This is a genomic window from Catenulispora sp. GP43 (genome assembly GCF_041260665.1).
Classification (GTDB): domain Bacteria; phylum Actinomycetota; class Actinomycetes; order Streptomycetales; family Catenulisporaceae; genus Catenulispora.
Window position 1 is genome coordinate 78,662 of record NZ_JBGCCT010000043.1, and the last position, 14,860, is coordinate 93,521.

Here is a 14,860-nt window from a genome sequence, read left to right on the forward strand (position 1 = left end):
CACGGTATTGGCGCAGGTGGCGGCGGGTCCATCAGGCCAGCCTCACCCCGGGGGTGGTGCTGGCCCCACCCCCGAAGCGCCAGGTCGCACTACTGATTCGGCGGCCCGCCGTGACCAGCATTGGAGGAGTCCGAAACACCTTGTGAAAGAAGGACTCCCATGTCCCGCGTGGTCATCTTCTCCGCCTCGGTCGGCGCCGGCCATGACAGTGCCGCGAAGGCCCTCGCCGACCGGCTCACCGCGCGCGGCTTCGCGGTCGACCGGCACGACTTCCTGAACCTGATGCCCGCCGGCCGCGCGGTGTGCGGCTCCTACCGCCGCATCATCACCCACGCCCCGGCGCTGTATCAGTGCATCTATTCGCGCACCGAGCGCGCGGCCCGCCCCGGCCTGGTCCAGCGGCACCTGCTGCGCGCCGCGGAGCGGGCGGTCCTGGACGCGATACCGGCCGACGCGGTCGCGGCGGTGGCGACGTACCCGCTGGCGGCGCAGGTGCTGGGCCGGCTGCGCGCCGCGGGACGGCTGGCGATACCGGTCGTGGTGACCTTCACCGACTTCTCGGTGCACCCGCTGTGGATCGCGCCCGGAGTGGACCTGTATCTGGCACCGCACGCGGTGACCGCGGCGCAGGCCGTGGCGCACGGCGTGGACCCGGCGAAGGTCACGGTGGCCCGGCCGCTGGTCTCGGCCCGCTTCACGCAGCGCTCGGCGGCGCGCCGGGACGCGGCGCGGGCACAGTTCGGGCTGGCCGACACGGACAAGCCGCTGGCGCTGCTGCTCGGCGGATCCTGGGGCGTCGGCGACATCGAGGAGACGGCGCACGACCTGGCGGCCTCCGGCGCGGTGACGCCGGTGGTGGTGTGCGGCCGCAACGAGGTGCTGCGGGGACGGCTGCGCGCGGCGGGGTTCCCGCACGTGTACGGGTGGGTCGGGGACATGCCGACGCTGATGGCGGCCTGCGACGTCATGGTGCAGAACGCCGGCGCCTCCAGCACGCTCGAGGCGTTCGCCACCGGGCTGCCGGTCGCGACCTACCGCAGCCTGGTCGGGCACGGCCGGACCAACGCGGCGGTGCTGGACGAGGCGGGGCTCGCGGTGTGGGTGCGCTCGGAGGCGGAGTTGGGCGGGGCGCTGAGGGAGCTGACTTCGGGGGTGCGGGGGCGGCGGCAGCGCAACGCAGGGCTGGCGATGGTCGGGGACGGCGCCGAGGCCGATGCGCTGATGACGGGGCTGTTCGGTGGGGCTTTCACTTCGGCTGTCCCGGTCGCTTCGGCTGTCTCGGTCTCTTCGGTTGTCCCGGTCTCTTCGGTTGTCCCGGTCACTTCGGTTGTCCCGGTCGCTTCGGCCGCCCAGGCGGTGGCGGTCTGATGATCACTCTTGCCGAGGCCGCGACCGTGCTGGCCCATCCGTTCCCCGCCACGACCACCTTCGGCCCGGTCCGCAACAGGGTGCTGCCGGGTCTGGCCGCGCGCGGCTCGGCCGACCACGTCGCCCTGACCTTCGACGACGGCCCCGACCCGAACTCCACCCCGCGCTTCCTGGACCTGCTCGCGGCGCGCGGCGTCCGGGCGACCTTCTTCCTGCTCGGCTCCATGGCCGAGCGCGCGCCGGGCCTGGTCGGCGAGATCCGGGCGGCCGGGCACGAGATCGGGGTCCACGGCTGGCACCACCAGAGCCTGCTGTTCCGGGGTCCGCGGGCCACCGCTCAGGACCTGACCCGGGCCCGCGACTTCCTCGCCGACCTGACCGGCGAGCAGCCGACGCTGTTCCGGCCGCCGTACGGGGTGATGACCGCCTCCGCGCACCGCACCGCCCGGCGTCTCGGGCTGCGGCCCACGCTCTGGACCAGCTGGGGCGAGGACTGGACGGCGCGCGCGACGTCCTCCGGCGTCTACCGCCAGGTCACCAAGGACCTGCGCGGCGGGGGCACGATCCTGCTGCACGACACCGACTGCACCGCCAAGCCGGGCTCCTGGCACTCCACGCTCGGCGCCGTGCCGCTGCTGCTCGACCACTGCGAGGAACGCGGCTGGACGGTCGGTCCGCTCCGGGACCACGACCGGGTTGGCGGGACGCGCGGGACGCGCGGGATGTGATGGTCGCCCGGATGCGCCATCCGGGCGACTCCATCGGAGTGAAGGACCGGTCTGATGGTCAGTGCTCGTCTCTGATGGTCAGTGCTCGTCGATGGTCAGTGCTCGTCGCCCTCGGCCGCCTGCACCAGCTCCACCAGCACCCCGTGCGCGTCCTTCGGGTGCAGGAAGTTGATCGAGGAGCCCATGCTCCCGCGCCGCGGCTGCTCGTACAGCGAGCGCACGCCCTTGCCGACGATGTCCGCGGTCGTGGTCGCGACGTCGGCGGTGCCGAAGGCGACGTGGTGCACGCCCTCGCCGTTCTTCGCCATCCACTTCGCGATGGCCGAGTCCTCGCGGATCGGCTCCAGCAGCTGCAGGTAGCTGGCGCCGCCGTCGCCGGTGTCGTTGATCTTCAGCATCGCCTCGCGGACGCCCTGCTCCTCGTTGACCTCGGAGTGGAAGACCTCGAAGCCGTAGGTCGCGCGGTAGAACTCGACGGTTTCGTCGAGGTTCCGGCAGGCGATGCCGATGTGGTCGATGCGCGTCAGTGGTGAAGACATGGGGACATCCTCCAGGGACGGGCTCAAGAGCGCGTGGGGTTGTGTCGAAGACGACACCCTAAGCTACTGACGAGTAATTTACTGCTGACTAGGCTGGTGGCCAGCACCAAGCTCCACTTCCCCTCACCCCCTCGACACTGGAGAGCATCGTCGTGAGCGCTACCAAGTCGGTGATCGTCGCTGGCGCGCGTACCCCCATGGGCCGCCTGCTCGGCTCCCTCAAGAACTTCTCCGGCGCCGACCTCGGCGGGGTCGCCATCAAGGCCGCCCTGGAGCGGGCCGGTGTCGCGCCCGAGCAGGTGCAGTACGTGATCATGGGCCAGGTGCTGCAGGCCGGCGCCGGGCAGATCCCGGCGCGGCAGGCGGCCGTGGCCGCGGGTATCCCGCTGACCACCCCGGCGATCACCATCAACAAGGTCTGCCTGTCCGGCCTGGACGCGATCGCCCTGGCCGATCAGCTGATCCGGGCCGGCGAGTTCGACATCGTGGTGGCCGGCGGCCAGGAGTCCATGACCAACGCCCCGCACCTGCTGCCCAAGTCCCGCGAGGGCTTCAAGTACGGCGCGGTGGAGATGCTCGACGCGATGGCCTACGACGGCCTGACCGACCCCTGGGAGAACATCCCGATGGGCCAGTCGACCGAGAAGCACAACGCCCGCCTGGGCATCGAGCGCGCGCCGCAGGACGAGTTCGCGGCCCGCTCGCACCAGCGCGCCGCCGCCGCGCAGAAGAACGGCGTCTTCGAGGCCGAGATCACCCCGGTGTCGATCCCGCAGCGCAAGGGCGACCCGATCCTGTTCGCCACCGACGAGGGCATCCGCCCCGACACCACCGTGGAGAGCCTGTCCGGCCTGCGCCCGGCCTTCACCAAGGACGGCACCATCACCGCCGGCACCTCCTCGCAGATCTCCGACGGCGCCGCCGCGGTGGTCGTGATGTCCCAGGCCAAGGCCGAGGAGCTGGGCCTGGAGTGGATCGCCGAGATCGGCGCGCACGGCAATGTCGCGGGCCCGGACACCTCGCTGCAGTCCCAGCCCTCGAACGCCATCAAGCACGCCCTGGGCAAGGCCGGCCTGACCGTGGCCGACCTGGACCTGATCGAGATCAACGAGGCCTTCGCGGCGGTCGGCGTGCAGTCCATGAAGGACCTCGGCGTCGACGAGGAGATCGTCAACGTCAACGGCGGCGCGATCGCGCTGGGCCACCCGATCGGCATGTCCGGCGCGCGCCTGGTGCTCAGCCTGGCGCTGGAGCTCCAGCGGCGCGGCGGCGGCACCGGCGCGGCGGCGCTGTGCGGCGGCGGCGGCCAGGGCGACGCCCTGATCATCACCGTGCCGCAGCGCGGCTGACACCGCGCGGATAGGATCACCGGCCGTGGCTGGCAACGATGTGACGGACCTCGTCGAACGCGCCCGCAAGGGCGACCCGCGCGCGGTGGCGCGGCTGATCTCCCACGTGGAGGACGGCTCCCCGCTGCTGCGCGAGGTGATGGCGGCGCTGACGCCGTACGCGGGCTCCGCGTACGTCGTGGGCCTGACCGGCTCGCCCGGCGTCGGCAAGTCCACGTCCACCTCCGCGCTGGTCACGGCCTTCCGGGCGCAGGGCAAGCGGGTCGGCGTGCTGGCCGTGGACCCCTCCTCGCCGTTCTCCGGCGGCGCGCTGCTCGGCGACCGGGTCCGGATGCAGGAGCACGCCACCGACCGCGACGTCTACATCCGCTCGATGGCCTCGCGCGGGCACCTGGGCGGCCTGTCGGCGGCGACGCCGCAGGCGGTGCGGGTGCTGGACGCCGCGGGCTGCGACGTGGTGCTGATCGAGACGGTCGGCGTCGGACAGTCCGAGGTGGAGATCGCCGCGACCGCCGACACCTCGGTGGTGCTGCTGGCCCCCGGCATGGGCGACGGCATCCAGGCGGCCAAGGCCGGGATCCTGGAGATCGGCGACCTGTTCGTGGTCAACAAGGCCGACCGCGACGGCGCCGACGCGACCGCCCGGGAACTGGGCCACATGCTGGCGCTCGGCGAGTCCCGGTCCCCGGGCGACTGGCGGCCGCCGATCGTGAAGACGGTCGCGGCCACCGGCCAGGGCATCGAGGAGTTCGTCGAGGCGCTGGACAAGCACAAGGGCTGGCTGGAGGAGCACGGCAAGCTCGACGAGCGCCGGCGCTACCGGGCATCCGTCGAGATCGAGGGCATCGCCCTGGCCGCCCTGCGCGCGCGCATCGGCGACCTGCGCGGCGGCCGGCGGCTGTCGGTGCTGGCCGAGCGGGTCGTGGGGCGCGAGCTGGACCCGTACTCGGCGGCCGACGAGCTGGTCGCCGGCGTGAGCGACGAGTGAGGCTCACCGACGTCATCGTCGACTGTCGGGACCCCGAGGCGCTGGCCGCGTTCTGGTGCGAGGTCTTGGACCGGTCGATCGCGGCCCGGATCGGTCCTTTCGTCTTCCTGAACCGCGTCGACGGCATCGGGATCGGATTCCAGAAGACCGACGAGCCGAAGGCGGGCAAGAACCGCGTCCACTTCGACATCCGCTCGGATGACCCCGCGGCCGCGCGCGTGCACCTGGAAGCGCTGGGCGCGAGCTACCTCCCGGAGTACGCAGGGGGCGGCTTCCTGGTCATGGCCGATCCGGAGGGCAACGAGTTCTGCGTCCTGCCCGAGGGACCGTTCGAGCTCGACGACGAAGGGCGCGCGGACTACCTCCCGCGCGCCCTGTAAACGACTCGGAAGCCTTAGCTCTTCAGCGACTTGTGCAGCCAGAACGGGCCGGTCGGCAGCACCGAGGCGACCAGCACCACGAGGAAGCGCTTGGCGTCCCAGTTGTGGGTCTGCTTCACGCTGTACGCCAGTCCCACATAGGCCAGGAACAGCAGGCCGTGGATCATGCCGAACACCATGGTCGCGGCGGGCATGTGCGCGGCGTACTTCAGCGGCATCGCGATGCACAGCAGAATGAGGAAGGACACTCCTTCCGCCAGCGAGACCATGCGGAAGCGCGCGAGCTTGGGGTCCTCGGCGGTTGTCACATCGGCAGTGGTCACGGGCGGTTCCTCGCAGTTCACCGGGGTTATGGCCGACAACGTGTCGGTATATCCCGGGCAGAATACCCCAGCTGGTACCGCGGCATTACGCCTCCCCCTACGCTGGGCACCATGCGTGACTGGAACAGGCGCCGTTGTGCGCGTCGGGGGCATGAGACCTACGCACCGGTGGGCTCTGTAATGGAGACAGAGCTGGCCGCGAGACTTCGGGTGGAGACCGTCCACGGTCCGGCGTGGCGGTGTCTGCGCTGTGGCGACTTCGTCATAGGGGAGCCCGGCAGTAGCGGGCCGGCGGAGCAGGCACCGATCGTGCCGCGAGGCAAGGCGTTGCGGGACTTGTTCATCCTGCGGCTGCTGGCCGTCGAGCGGGTGATCCGCGGTGTGGTGATCCTGTTGATCGCCTGGGCGGTGTGGAAGTTCGGCAGCAGCCAGAACGCCGTGCAGCGGCTCTTCGAGTCGGACCTGAGCGCGTTCAAGCCGTTCGCGAACCACTTCGGGTGGGACGTCGAGCACGCCAGCGTGGTGGAGCGGATCCGCAAGACCTTCGACTACAAGCCGAAGACCATCCACACGGTGGCGCTGCTGCTCGGGGGCTACGCGCTGCTGGAGACGGTCGAGGGCGTGGGCCTGTGGATGGTCAAACGCTGGGGCGAGTACCTGACGGCGGTCGGCACCTCGATCTTCCTGCCGCTGGAGATCTGGGACGGCTACAACAAGGTGCACGAGCACAAGTCCTACATCCTGGCGATCTGCACGTTCACGATCAACGTCGGCGCCGTGGTCTACCTGCTGATCTCCAAGCGGCTGTTCGGCATCCGCGGCGGCGGCAAGGCGTTCGAGGCGCAGAAGCACGCCGAGGCGCTGCTGACGGTGGAGCTGGCGGCGTGTCAGGCCGAGATCCCGAGCGCCCGCGTCGACCTGACCGAGACGGTCGTGCTGAACAACCCGCAGCTGCCCGACCCGCATGTGAGCGACCCGCAGCCGGCTGATCCGGCCCCCGGAGCGCCGTGACGGCGTAGCTCGTGAACGCTCAGCCCGTCCCCGGCGTCACCGGGCCGGCGGGCTGAGCCGTTGCGAGTTCAACCACTGCCGTACGCTGGGACCATGACCGCCGACGGCACCGACGAACCACCCGGCATCGACGAACCACCCTGGCTCGACGAGACCGAGCAGGCCGTCTGGCGCCAGTACATCTCGGTGATGCGTCTGCTGCCGGACCGCCTGAGCGCGAGCCTGTCCCGCAGCCACGGCCTGACCCTGATCGACTACGAGGTCCTGGCCCGCCTGTCCGAGGCCCCGCTGCGCCGCATGCGCATGACGGAGCTCGCCGAGGGCGCGCTGCTCTCGAAGAGCCGCCTGTCGCACCAGATCAGCCGCATGGAGAAGGACGGCTGGGTCCGCCGCGAACCCTGCGAGACCGACGGCCGCGGCTTCTTCGCGGTGCTCACCGACCAGGGCTGGGACAAGCTGCTGGCGGCTGTGCCGCTGCACGTGCGCGACGTGCGCGAGGCGTTCGTCACACCGCTGAGCCGGGAGCAGCTGGTCGCGCTGGGCGACGCGCTGGACGTGATCGGGAAGGGTCTGGAGCAGGGGCGGGGCTGAGACGCGGGCTCCGTTCGGAGCAGCGGCTCGACGGGGGACCGTGGGGGACCGGGCGATGGCGGAAAGCTTGCGGGCACAGTCGGCACGCTGGGCCATGACGATCGCCGGGGCGCTGCTCGCGGTGGTGTCCGCCTGCCTGATCCCCGGCTTGCAGGGCAGGCAGCACGCCGCCGACTTCTTCGACGCCGACCACGCCGACCACGCCGACCACGCCGACCAGCTGAGCGTCACCGCGACGGTGACCGGCGTCTCCGGCTCGACGTCCGGCAAGTTCCGGGACACCCGTGTCGCCGTGACGGCGGACGACGAGCGAGATCGCGAGTACGCCGAGCGTGATCGGCCCCAGGTAGGCCAGGGCGGTGGTGTGCCCCGTGGCCGCCCCCGGCCTGGTCTTCACGGCGGTGCCTCGGGGTGGTCCTTTGCCGCGGCTTCGAGCCGGGTGATCGCTGCCGGCTTCCACTCGATGTCGTACCTCACGCAGGACGCCCGTCAGGCTTGAGCCCGAATCGAGCCGCGACCTCGGCGTGAGGGACGGAAGGCTCGCCATCGGCTTTGATCCGGTGCGCCTCGGCGATGTCGTACTCGTCTTCAAGCGTTTGGTAGTAGGCCAGCAATTCGGGGCTTATCACGAAGGCGGCAGGCTTGCCGTGTTGCGTGATCTCGATGACTCTGCCTCCGTGGCGGGCCTTGTTGACGACCTCTCCGAGGTGGGCACGGGCTTCGGTCACGGTGTAGGTGTCAGCCATGTACAAATCCCACACTTTGAAGGATTGGTTCGAGCTGAAAGCTGCCTGCGCTCACCCTGATGGGCTACTACTGCCGCCTTCCAACCACGACATGGCAATCGTCCTCTGAGCCGGCGTGCTCACCCGTCCCGACTTGCAGCCCCCCACCACCACTGTCACCGTGACCACTGTGAGCACCGCTGCGGACGGCCCCGACCTCGACGAGCGCCCCGAAGCGCATTCGAGCATCCCGGGCATCGCCGGGCTCTCCGAGCAGCGCAAGAACCGCGCGCTCGCGGTGTGCCTGCTCGTCGGCTTCATGACGCTGCTGGACGTCTCCATCGTCAACGTCGCGCTGCCCTCGATGCAGAAGGGCCTGTCCGCCACGCCCGCCGACCTGTCGTGGGTGGTCTCGGGGTACGCGCTGACCTTCGGGCTGGTCCTGGTGCCCTCGGGTGTCTTCGGGGACATGGTCGGGCGGCGGACCGCGTTCCTGGTGGGGCTGGCCGCGTTCACGGTGGCGTCGGGGTTGTGCGGGATCGCGCCGGGGGCGGCGTTCCTGGTGGTGGCGCGGCTGGTGCAGGGGCTGGCGTCGGGGATCCTGGGGCCGCAGATCTCCGGGCTGATCCAGGAGATGTTCAGCGGGGCGGCCCGGGCGCGGGCCTTCGGGTACTTCGGGGCGATTGTGGGGCTGGCCACGGCGGTCGGGCCGCTGGTCGGCGGGCTGTTGATCGCCGCCGGCGGGGAGGAGCACGGCTGGCGCTGGGTGTTCTTCGTGAACCTGCCGATCGGGGTCGTGGCGTTCGTGCTCGCGCTGCGGCTGATCCCCGGATGCGTCGGGTGCGGCAAGGACTTGGCGAAGGGACGCATCGACTGGGTCGGCGTGCTGCTCCTCGGCGCGTCCGTCGTCGCGATCATGCTGCCGCTGGTGCAGCAGCAGCAGTGGACGGGCCGCGGCAAGTGGTGGCTGGTGGTGCTCGGCGTGCTGCTGATCATCGCCTTCGCGCAGTGGGAGCGCAGGGTCGCGGCCTCCGGGCACACGCCGCTGGTCCCGCCCGCCCTGATCCGCATCCGCTCCTACACCCGCGGCAGCGTGCTCGGCCTGCTCTACTTCGCCGGCTTCACCACCATCTTCTTCATCTTCACGCTCTTCGTGCAGAACGGCCTGCACTACAGCGCCCTGGAAGCGGGCCTGGCCACCACCCCCTTCGCCATCGGCTCCGCGGTCAGCGCCACCCTCGGCGGACGCCTGGTCGGCAAGCACGGCCGCCCGCTGGTCATCCTCGGCCTCGTCCTGGTGGCGCTGGGCACCGCGGCCGCGATCCTGGTCGTGCACTGGGTCGACGGACGCGGCGCGGGGGTGGCCACGGCCGGCCCGCTGCTGGTCGCCGGCGTGGGCTCCGGCCTGGTCATCGCGCCCAACCTCGCGCTGTCCCTGTCGGAGGTCCCGGTGAGCCGGGCCGGAACCGCCGGCGGCGTCATGCAGACCGCGCAGCGCCTGGGCTCCGCGCTCGGCATCGCCTGCGTCGGCGCGGTGTTCTTCTCCCGCGTCAGCCAGGGCAAGGGCTTCGCCAACGCCTTCCAGGCCGGTGCGGTCGTGGCGATCTGCTTCGAGGTCGCCGCGCTGGTCGTCGGGATCGCCGACTGGCGCAGCCGCAAGGCCGAGCCCGGCACGCCGGAGGCACCGAGCAGGCCCCGGGCGACCGAGGGCTGAGGAGGCTTATGCGATGACCGAGGACGCCCTGAACCACATCGCCGCCCTGAACCGCATCACCGCCCTGAACCACATCGCCGCGCTGGTTCGCGACCGCCCCGGACAGGCGCAGCTGTACGTCCTGCACCATGGAGCCCCGATCCTCGACCTGAGCGTGCGCTGCCGGCCCGACACCCCGTTCCTGTTGTGGTCCACCGGAAAACCGTTCACCGCGATGGCCGTCCACCTGCTCGCCGAACGCGGCCGGCTCGACCTCGACGCCCCGATCGCAGAGCACTGGCCCGAATACGGCCGCGCCGGCAAGGAATCCGCGACCCCCCGCCACGCGCTCACCCACGCCACCGGCGCGCCGCTGTCGACTCGGCACGTCGTCGGCGACGCGCTGATCATGCACGACTGGGACCGGTCGGTGCGGGCGGCCGCCGCGGCCACGGCGAAGCGCGAGCCGGGCCAGTCCTCGGCGTACCACATCCTCAGCCAGGGCTTCATCCTCGGCGAACTCGTCCAGCGCGTCACCGGCACCCCGCTCGCCGAGTACCTGAGCACGCAGATCCTCGCCCCGGCCGGACTGCACGACACCTCGCTCGGCCTGCCGCCCGGACGCTGGGAAGCGCGGGCGGAACTGAAACCGGCGAGGGCGCCGAGAACCCCCTTCCCCGACCGGCTGAAGGTGGCCCGCTTCGCCCAGAAATCCGTGCGAACCGCGCCGATCCCGGCCGCGACGGTCCACTCCACGGCGCGCGACGTGGCCCGGTTCTTCCAGCTCCTGCTGGACGGCGGCAGCATCGACGGCGTCACCGTGTTCGCGCCGGAAACCGTGCGCTCGGCCCGGAACCCCGCGCGCTTCCCCACCACCGGCGGCGGCACCCATCGCGACCCGATCATCGGCCACGCCGTCCGCTGGGCCCACGGCTTCCAACTCGGGTGGGGCGATCAGCCGATCCAGACCGCGAAGCCCTTCGGCACCACGGCCGGCGAGGAGGTCTTCGGCCACAACGGCAGCAACTACTGCAACGCCTGGGCCGACCCGGACCACGGACTCGTCTTCGCGTACCTGTCGAGCCACATGGCCCCGCGCGGCCCGGCGCTCGCCTGGCAGACCGAGCTCAGCGACCTGGTGCGCGCGGCCGTCAGCGAGGCCGTCAGCGAGGCCGGAGTGCTCAGGGCAGCCGGCCCGGCCGAGCCTGGGTCCGCTTCCTGACCGCCCTGGCGTTGGCCCGCGACCCGACGACGAAGGGCTGCTGCTCGGAATACGTGGCCACCCAAGGGACGAACGGCCACGCCGCCGACAGCGCCAGCACCGCGACCCCGGCCAGCCCGAGCGCGGTGACCGCGTAGGAGGCCCGCACGATCGCGGCCAGCGTCGTGCCCAGCGCCAGCACCACCAGCGTCCAATCCGGGATCCGGTTGCGCCGCAGGTTGATCGCGACGCGGTCGTGCAGGAGCCTGCGGATCAGCGACCGGCCGAACAGAGACGCCGCGATCAGGCACAGCGCGACCTGCGACACGTCGTCGAGGACGATGTGGTGCGGGTTCTCGTCCGCGTCATGGGTGGAGCCGTGGAAGGTGAACCGGGTGATCTGGTCGCGCCAGACCAGCACCGGCAGGGTGTCGCCGTCGTAGACCGAGTCGGTCAGGTCCTGCGAGGAGCTCAGCGTGACCGTCTCGCCGTGGCCGGTCACCGGGTACACGTAGGCCTTGGTGGTGTAGCCGTGGGCGTTCTTGCCGGTGTTCTTCGAGGCGTAGACATAGCCGATGTCGGCGGTGGTGCGCAGGACACACGTCTGAGTCTGTACAGCCTGGGCGGCACAGTACGGCGCCTTGTCGTAAGCCGCGAGGTTCCCCTGGTCCGAAACGAGCCGCACCGCCCCGATGACCGCGAAGACCGCCGTGGTCACCGCGATCCCCGCGGTGATCAGCCGGCCGATCCAGCTGTTGATCCGGGCCCTGCGTCGCCGCCTCGCGGTTCGCCCCGGCAGGTCCACCATGTCCAACGTCCGCCCCGTTTTCCCCACGGGCCAGATGATACGCACAGGTCACGGGGACCGGACCCGGACCCGGACTCGGCGCGCGCCGTCCACTTCCCGGACGCGACTGGAGCGATAGAGTCCACAGTGCGAGAATGAACGTCTCAAGCCGAGTGAACAGTCTTCCTGTGTGATACGGATCGGAGCAGCGCATGCCAGCCCTGCGGTCGCGCACCAGCACCCACGGACGCAACATGGCGGGGGCGCGCGCGCTTTGGCGGGCCACCGGCATGGGGGACGACGACTTCGGCAAACCGATCGTCGCGGTCGCCAACTCCTTCACCCAGTTCGTCCCGGGCCACGTCCACCTGCGCAACGTCGGCGAGATCGTGGCCGAGGCGGTCAAGTCCTCCGGCGGTGTGGCCAAGGAGTTCAACACCATCGCCGTGGACGACGGCATCGCCATGGGCCACGCCGGCATGCTTTACTCGCTGCCCAGCCGCGAGCTGATCGCCGACGCGGTGGAGTACATGGTGAACGCGCACTGCGCCGACGCGCTGGTGTGCATCTCCAACTGCGACAAGATCACGCCCGGCATGCTGATGGCCGCGCTGCGCCTGAACGTCCCGACCGTGTTCGTCTCCGGCGGCCCGATGGAGGCCGGCAAGACCACGGCCATCGAGGGCGTGGTGCACTCCAAGATCGACCTGATCGACGCGATGATCGCCTCGGCCAACGACTCCGTCTCCGACGAGCAGCTCGACGGCATCGAGCGCTCCGCCTGCCCCACGTGCGGCTCCTGTTCGGGCATGTTCACCGCCAACTCGATGAACTGCCTGGTGGAAGCGTTGGGGCTGGGCCTGCCCGGCAACGGTTCGGTGCTGGCCACCCACGAGGCCCGGCGGCAGCTGTTCGAGCGCGCCGGCAGCACGGTGGTCGAGCTGGCCCGGCGCTACTACGAGGGGGACGACGAGTCCGTCCTGCCGCGCGCGATCGCCACCCCGGCGGCGTTCGGCAACGCCATGGCCCTGGACGTGGCCATGGGCGGCTCCACCAACACCGTGCTGCACCTGCTGGCGGCCGCGCAGGAGGCCGGCGTCGGCTTCGGGCTCAAGGACATCGACCACGTCTCGCGCCGCGTGCCGTGCGTGTCCAAGGTCGCGCCGAGCAGCCAGTTCCACATGGAGGACGTGCACCGCGCCGGCGGCATCCCGGCGATCCTCGGCGAGCTGAACCGCGGCGGGCTGCTGGACCGCGAGGTGCACGCGGTGCACGCCCCGACCCTGCAGACCTGGCTGGACGAGTGGGACGTGCGCGGCGGCAAGGCCTCCGAGGCCGCGATCGAGCTGTACCACGCGGCTCCCGGGGGCGTGCGCACCGTCGAGCCGTTCTCGACGGCGAACCGCTGGGCGAGCCTGGACACCGACGCGGAGAACGGCTGCATCCGCGACCTGGCGCACGCCTACACCAAGGACGGCGGCCTGGCGGTGCTGTGGGGCAACCTGGCGACCGACGGCGCGATCGTGAAGACCGCCGGCGTGGACGAGAAGATCTGGGAGTTCGCCGGTCCCGCGCGGGTCTTCGAGTCGCAGGACGACGCGGTCGAGGCGATCCTGGCGAAGAAGATCGTCGCCGGCGACGTCATCGTGATCCGCTACGAGGGCCCCAAGGGTGGCCCCGGCATGCAGGAGATGCTGTACCCGACGGCGTTTCTCAAGGGCACGGGCCTGGGCGCCAAGTGCGCGCTGGTCACCGACGGCCGCTTCTCCGGCGGCACCTCGGGCCTGTCCATCGGCCACATCTCCCCGGAGGCGGCCGGCGGCGGCGTCATCGCGCTGGTCGAGGAGGGTGACATGGTCAAGATCGACATCGCCACCCGCACCCTGCACCTGGACGTCGACCCCGAAGTGCTGGAGGAGCGCCGCGCCAAGCTGCTCGCGGACCTCGGCGGCTACCGGCCGCGCGAGCGCGACCGGCAGGTCTCGGTCGCTCTGCGCGCCTATGCCGCCCTGGCCTCCAGCGCGGCCACCGGCGGCGTGCGCGACCTCGGCCAAATCGGCAAGTAGCCGTGACCCAGCACCCGTTACGGATCGGCGCGAAGCTGGTCCCGCAAGGCACCTCCATCGCCGCGCTGCGCGCCTTCTGGCGCCTGGCCGACGAATCAGGGTTCGACCACCTGTGGGTCTACGACCACCTGGCCGGGGTCGGCAACGCCGCGACGGTGGCCGAGCCGGACCCGGCGATCGACCTGTTCGACGGCTGGTCGCTGCTGGCCGCCATGGCCTCCGAGACCCGGAACGCCCGGATCGGCTGCATGGTGACCGCGAACTCGCTGCGCCATCCGGCGGTGCTGGCCAAGATCGCCACCACGGTCGACCACCTGTCCGGCGGCCGCCTGGAGTTCGGCATCGGCGCCGGCTGGGCCGAGTACGAGCACCGGATGCTCGACATCGCGCTTGGTGGTCCGGGGCATCGAATCGACAAGCTCCGCGAATCACTGACGATCATCAAGGCCCTGTGGTCTCCGGAGAAGTTCATCGACTTCTTCGGGGACTACTACACGGTGGAGAAGGCCGTCCACGCGCCCAAGCCGGTCCAGAGCCCGCACCCGCCGATCTGGCTCGGCGGCACCGGCGAGAAGCGGATGCTGAAGTTGGTCGCCGAGCAGGCGGACGTCTGGAACACCGTGAACCACGACGGCGTCGACGAGGCCGCGCGGCTGTCGGGCGTGCTGGACCGCTGGTGCGCCGAGGTCGGCCGCGATCCGGGGGAGATCCGGCGCTCGGTGCAGCTGCGGCCGGACCCGCGCCGGGTGGTGGACGACGTCGCGCCGTGGCTGGACGCCGGCTTCACCGAGATCGTGCTGTTCTTCTCACCGGAGCAGCCGCTCGCCGACCTGGAGAAGGTCGCCGCGCGGCTGCCGATGATCCGTACCCTTATTTAGGGCGTCAGTTCACGTTCAGACCGGTGTCGTCGATGACGAACGAGGTCTGCAGCGAGGAGTCCTCGGTGCCGGTGAACTTCAGCGAGATGGTCTGGCCGATGTAGCTGGCCAGGCTGAAGGAGTGCTGGGTGTAGCCGCTGTTGTGGTTGAGGTTGGAGTAGGTGGCCAGGGTGCCCAGGACGGTGCCGGAGGAGTTCAGGACCTGCACCGACAGCTTGTCGTAGGCGGTGCTG

General features: G+C 70.9%; 16 protein-coding genes and 1 pseudogene. 12 read left to right on the forward strand and 5 right to left on the reverse strand.

Annotated features, from left to right (window positions below; all coding sequences use genetic code 11):
• Positions 1-159 precede the first annotated feature (159 nt).
• Both ABH926_RS48850 and ABH926_RS48855 read left to right on the forward strand, forming a co-directional pair.
• A complete protein-coding gene (locus ABH926_RS48850; RefSeq protein ID WP_370374257.1) occupies positions 160-1,368 on the forward strand; it encodes a UDP-N-acetylglucosamine--N-acetylglucosamine transferase in 1,209 nt (402 codons plus the stop codon).
• On the forward strand, positions 1,368-2,096 hold the full coding sequence (locus ABH926_RS48855; protein ID WP_370374258.1) for a polysaccharide deacetylase family protein: 729 nt from the start codon (positions 1,368-1,370) through the stop codon (positions 2,094-2,096). The genes ABH926_RS48850 and ABH926_RS48855 overlap by 1 nt, the downstream gene beginning before the upstream one ends.
• A gap of 95 nt (positions 2,097-2,191) precedes the next feature.
• Here ABH926_RS48855 and mce read toward each other — a convergent pair whose 3' ends face one another.
• Positions 2,192-2,635 carry a methylmalonyl-CoA epimerase gene (gene mce / locus ABH926_RS48860; protein WP_370374259.1) on the reverse strand — a complete coding sequence of 148 codons (444 nt, stop codon included), beginning with the start codon at positions 2,633-2,635 and terminating at the stop codon, positions 2,192-2,194.
• 197 nt (positions 2,636-2,832) lie between these two features.
• Between mce and ABH926_RS48865 the strand changes: the two genes are divergently transcribed.
• From ABH926_RS48865 to ABH926_RS48875, 3 genes are read left to right on the forward strand one after another with little or no spacing between them, the layout of a single operon-like run.
• Positions 2,833-3,984 carry an acetyl-CoA C-acetyltransferase gene (locus ABH926_RS48865; protein ID WP_370374274.1) on the forward strand — a complete coding sequence of 384 codons (1,152 nt, stop codon included), beginning with the start codon at positions 2,833-2,835 and terminating at the stop codon, positions 3,982-3,984.
• A gap of 25 nt (positions 3,985-4,009) precedes the next feature.
• Positions 4,010-4,972, forward strand: coding sequence for a methylmalonyl Co-A mutase-associated GTPase MeaB (meaB, locus tag ABH926_RS48870; protein WP_370374260.1), 963 nt, complete (start codon positions 4,010-4,012; stop codon positions 4,970-4,972).
• On the forward strand, positions 4,969-5,352 hold the full coding sequence (locus ABH926_RS48875; protein ID WP_370374261.1) for a VOC family protein: 384 nt from the start codon (positions 4,969-4,971) through the stop codon (positions 5,350-5,352). The genes meaB and ABH926_RS48875 overlap by 4 nt, the downstream gene beginning before the upstream one ends.
• A gap of 14 nt (positions 5,353-5,366) precedes the next feature.
• Here the strand turns inward: ABH926_RS48875 and ABH926_RS48880 are convergent, their stop codons facing one another.
• Positions 5,367-5,675: a DUF3817 domain-containing protein gene (locus tag ABH926_RS48880; protein ID WP_370374262.1), complete on the reverse strand. Its 309-nt coding sequence runs from the start codon at positions 5,673-5,675 to the stop codon at positions 5,367-5,369.
• A gap of 111 nt (positions 5,676-5,786) precedes the next feature.
• On the opposite strand from ABH926_RS48880, the gene ABH926_RS48885 reads away from it, so the two are divergent.
• The 3 genes from ABH926_RS48885 to ABH926_RS48895 all read left to right on the forward strand — a co-directional run bounded on the left by ABH926_RS48885 (position 5,787) and on the right by ABH926_RS48895 (position 7,776).
• A complete protein-coding gene (locus tag ABH926_RS48885) occupies positions 5,787-6,686 on the forward strand; it encodes a DUF2127 domain-containing protein (protein WP_370374263.1) in 900 nt (299 codons plus the stop codon).
• 93 nt (positions 6,687-6,779) lie between these two features.
• Positions 6,780-7,277, forward strand: a complete 498-nt coding sequence (locus tag ABH926_RS48890; RefSeq protein ID WP_370374264.1) for a MarR family winged helix-turn-helix transcriptional regulator — start codon at positions 6,780-6,782, stop codon at positions 7,275-7,277.
• Positions 7,278-7,332: 55 nt separating this feature from the next.
• Positions 7,333-7,776 carry a hypothetical protein gene (locus tag ABH926_RS48895; RefSeq protein WP_370374265.1) on the forward strand — a complete coding sequence of 148 codons (444 nt, stop codon included), beginning with the start codon at positions 7,333-7,335 and terminating at the stop codon, positions 7,774-7,776.
• Here ABH926_RS48895 and ABH926_RS48900 read toward each other — a convergent pair.
• Positions 7,751-8,023: a type II toxin-antitoxin system Phd/YefM family antitoxin gene (locus ABH926_RS48900; RefSeq protein ID WP_370374266.1), complete on the reverse strand. Its 273-nt coding sequence runs from the start codon at positions 8,021-8,023 to the stop codon at positions 7,751-7,753. The genes ABH926_RS48895 and ABH926_RS48900 overlap by 26 nt on opposite strands.
• Positions 8,024-8,192: 169 nt before the next feature.
• Here ABH926_RS48900 and ABH926_RS48905 point away from each other — a divergent pair, with 169 nt between their 5' ends.
• Together ABH926_RS48905 and ABH926_RS48910 are read left to right on the forward strand one after the other, a co-directional pair.
• Positions 8,193-9,716 (forward strand): MFS transporter, encoded by a 1,524-nt coding sequence (locus ABH926_RS48905; RefSeq protein ID WP_370374267.1) that lies wholly within the window; start codon positions 8,193-8,195, stop codon positions 9,714-9,716.
• 13 nt (positions 9,717-9,729) lie between these two features.
• The gene (locus ABH926_RS48910; protein ID WP_370374268.1) at positions 9,730-10,917 is read left to right on the forward strand and encodes a serine hydrolase domain-containing protein; all 1,188 of its coding nucleotides are present in this window, start codon (positions 9,730-9,732) and stop codon (positions 10,915-10,917) included.
• On the opposite strand, the gene ABH926_RS48915 is transcribed toward ABH926_RS48910, so the two are convergent.
• Positions 10,877-11,731: a hypothetical protein gene (locus tag ABH926_RS48915; protein WP_370374269.1), complete on the reverse strand. Its 855-nt coding sequence runs from the start codon at positions 11,729-11,731 to the stop codon at positions 10,877-10,879. The genes ABH926_RS48910 and ABH926_RS48915 overlap by 41 nt on opposite strands.
• Before the next feature lie 164 nt (positions 11,732-11,895).
• Here ABH926_RS48915 and ilvD point away from each other — a divergent pair, with 164 nt between their 5' ends.
• Both ilvD and ABH926_RS48925 read left to right on the forward strand, forming a co-directional pair.
• Positions 11,896-13,749: a dihydroxy-acid dehydratase gene (ilvD, locus tag ABH926_RS48920; RefSeq protein WP_370374270.1), complete on the forward strand. Its 1,854-nt coding sequence runs from the start codon at positions 11,896-11,898 to the stop codon at positions 13,747-13,749.
• A 2-nt stretch (positions 13,750-13,751) separates the two neighbouring features.
• Positions 13,752-14,627, forward strand: coding sequence for a TIGR03619 family F420-dependent LLM class oxidoreductase (locus tag ABH926_RS48925; protein WP_370374271.1), 876 nt, complete (start codon positions 13,752-13,754; stop codon positions 14,625-14,627).
• A 4-nt stretch (positions 14,628-14,631) separates the two neighbouring features.
• On the opposite strand, the pseudogene ABH926_RS48930 reads toward ABH926_RS48925, so the two are convergent.
• Positions 14,632-14,860 (reverse strand): annotated as a pseudogene (locus ABH926_RS48930) (hypothetical protein); the annotation flags it as partial.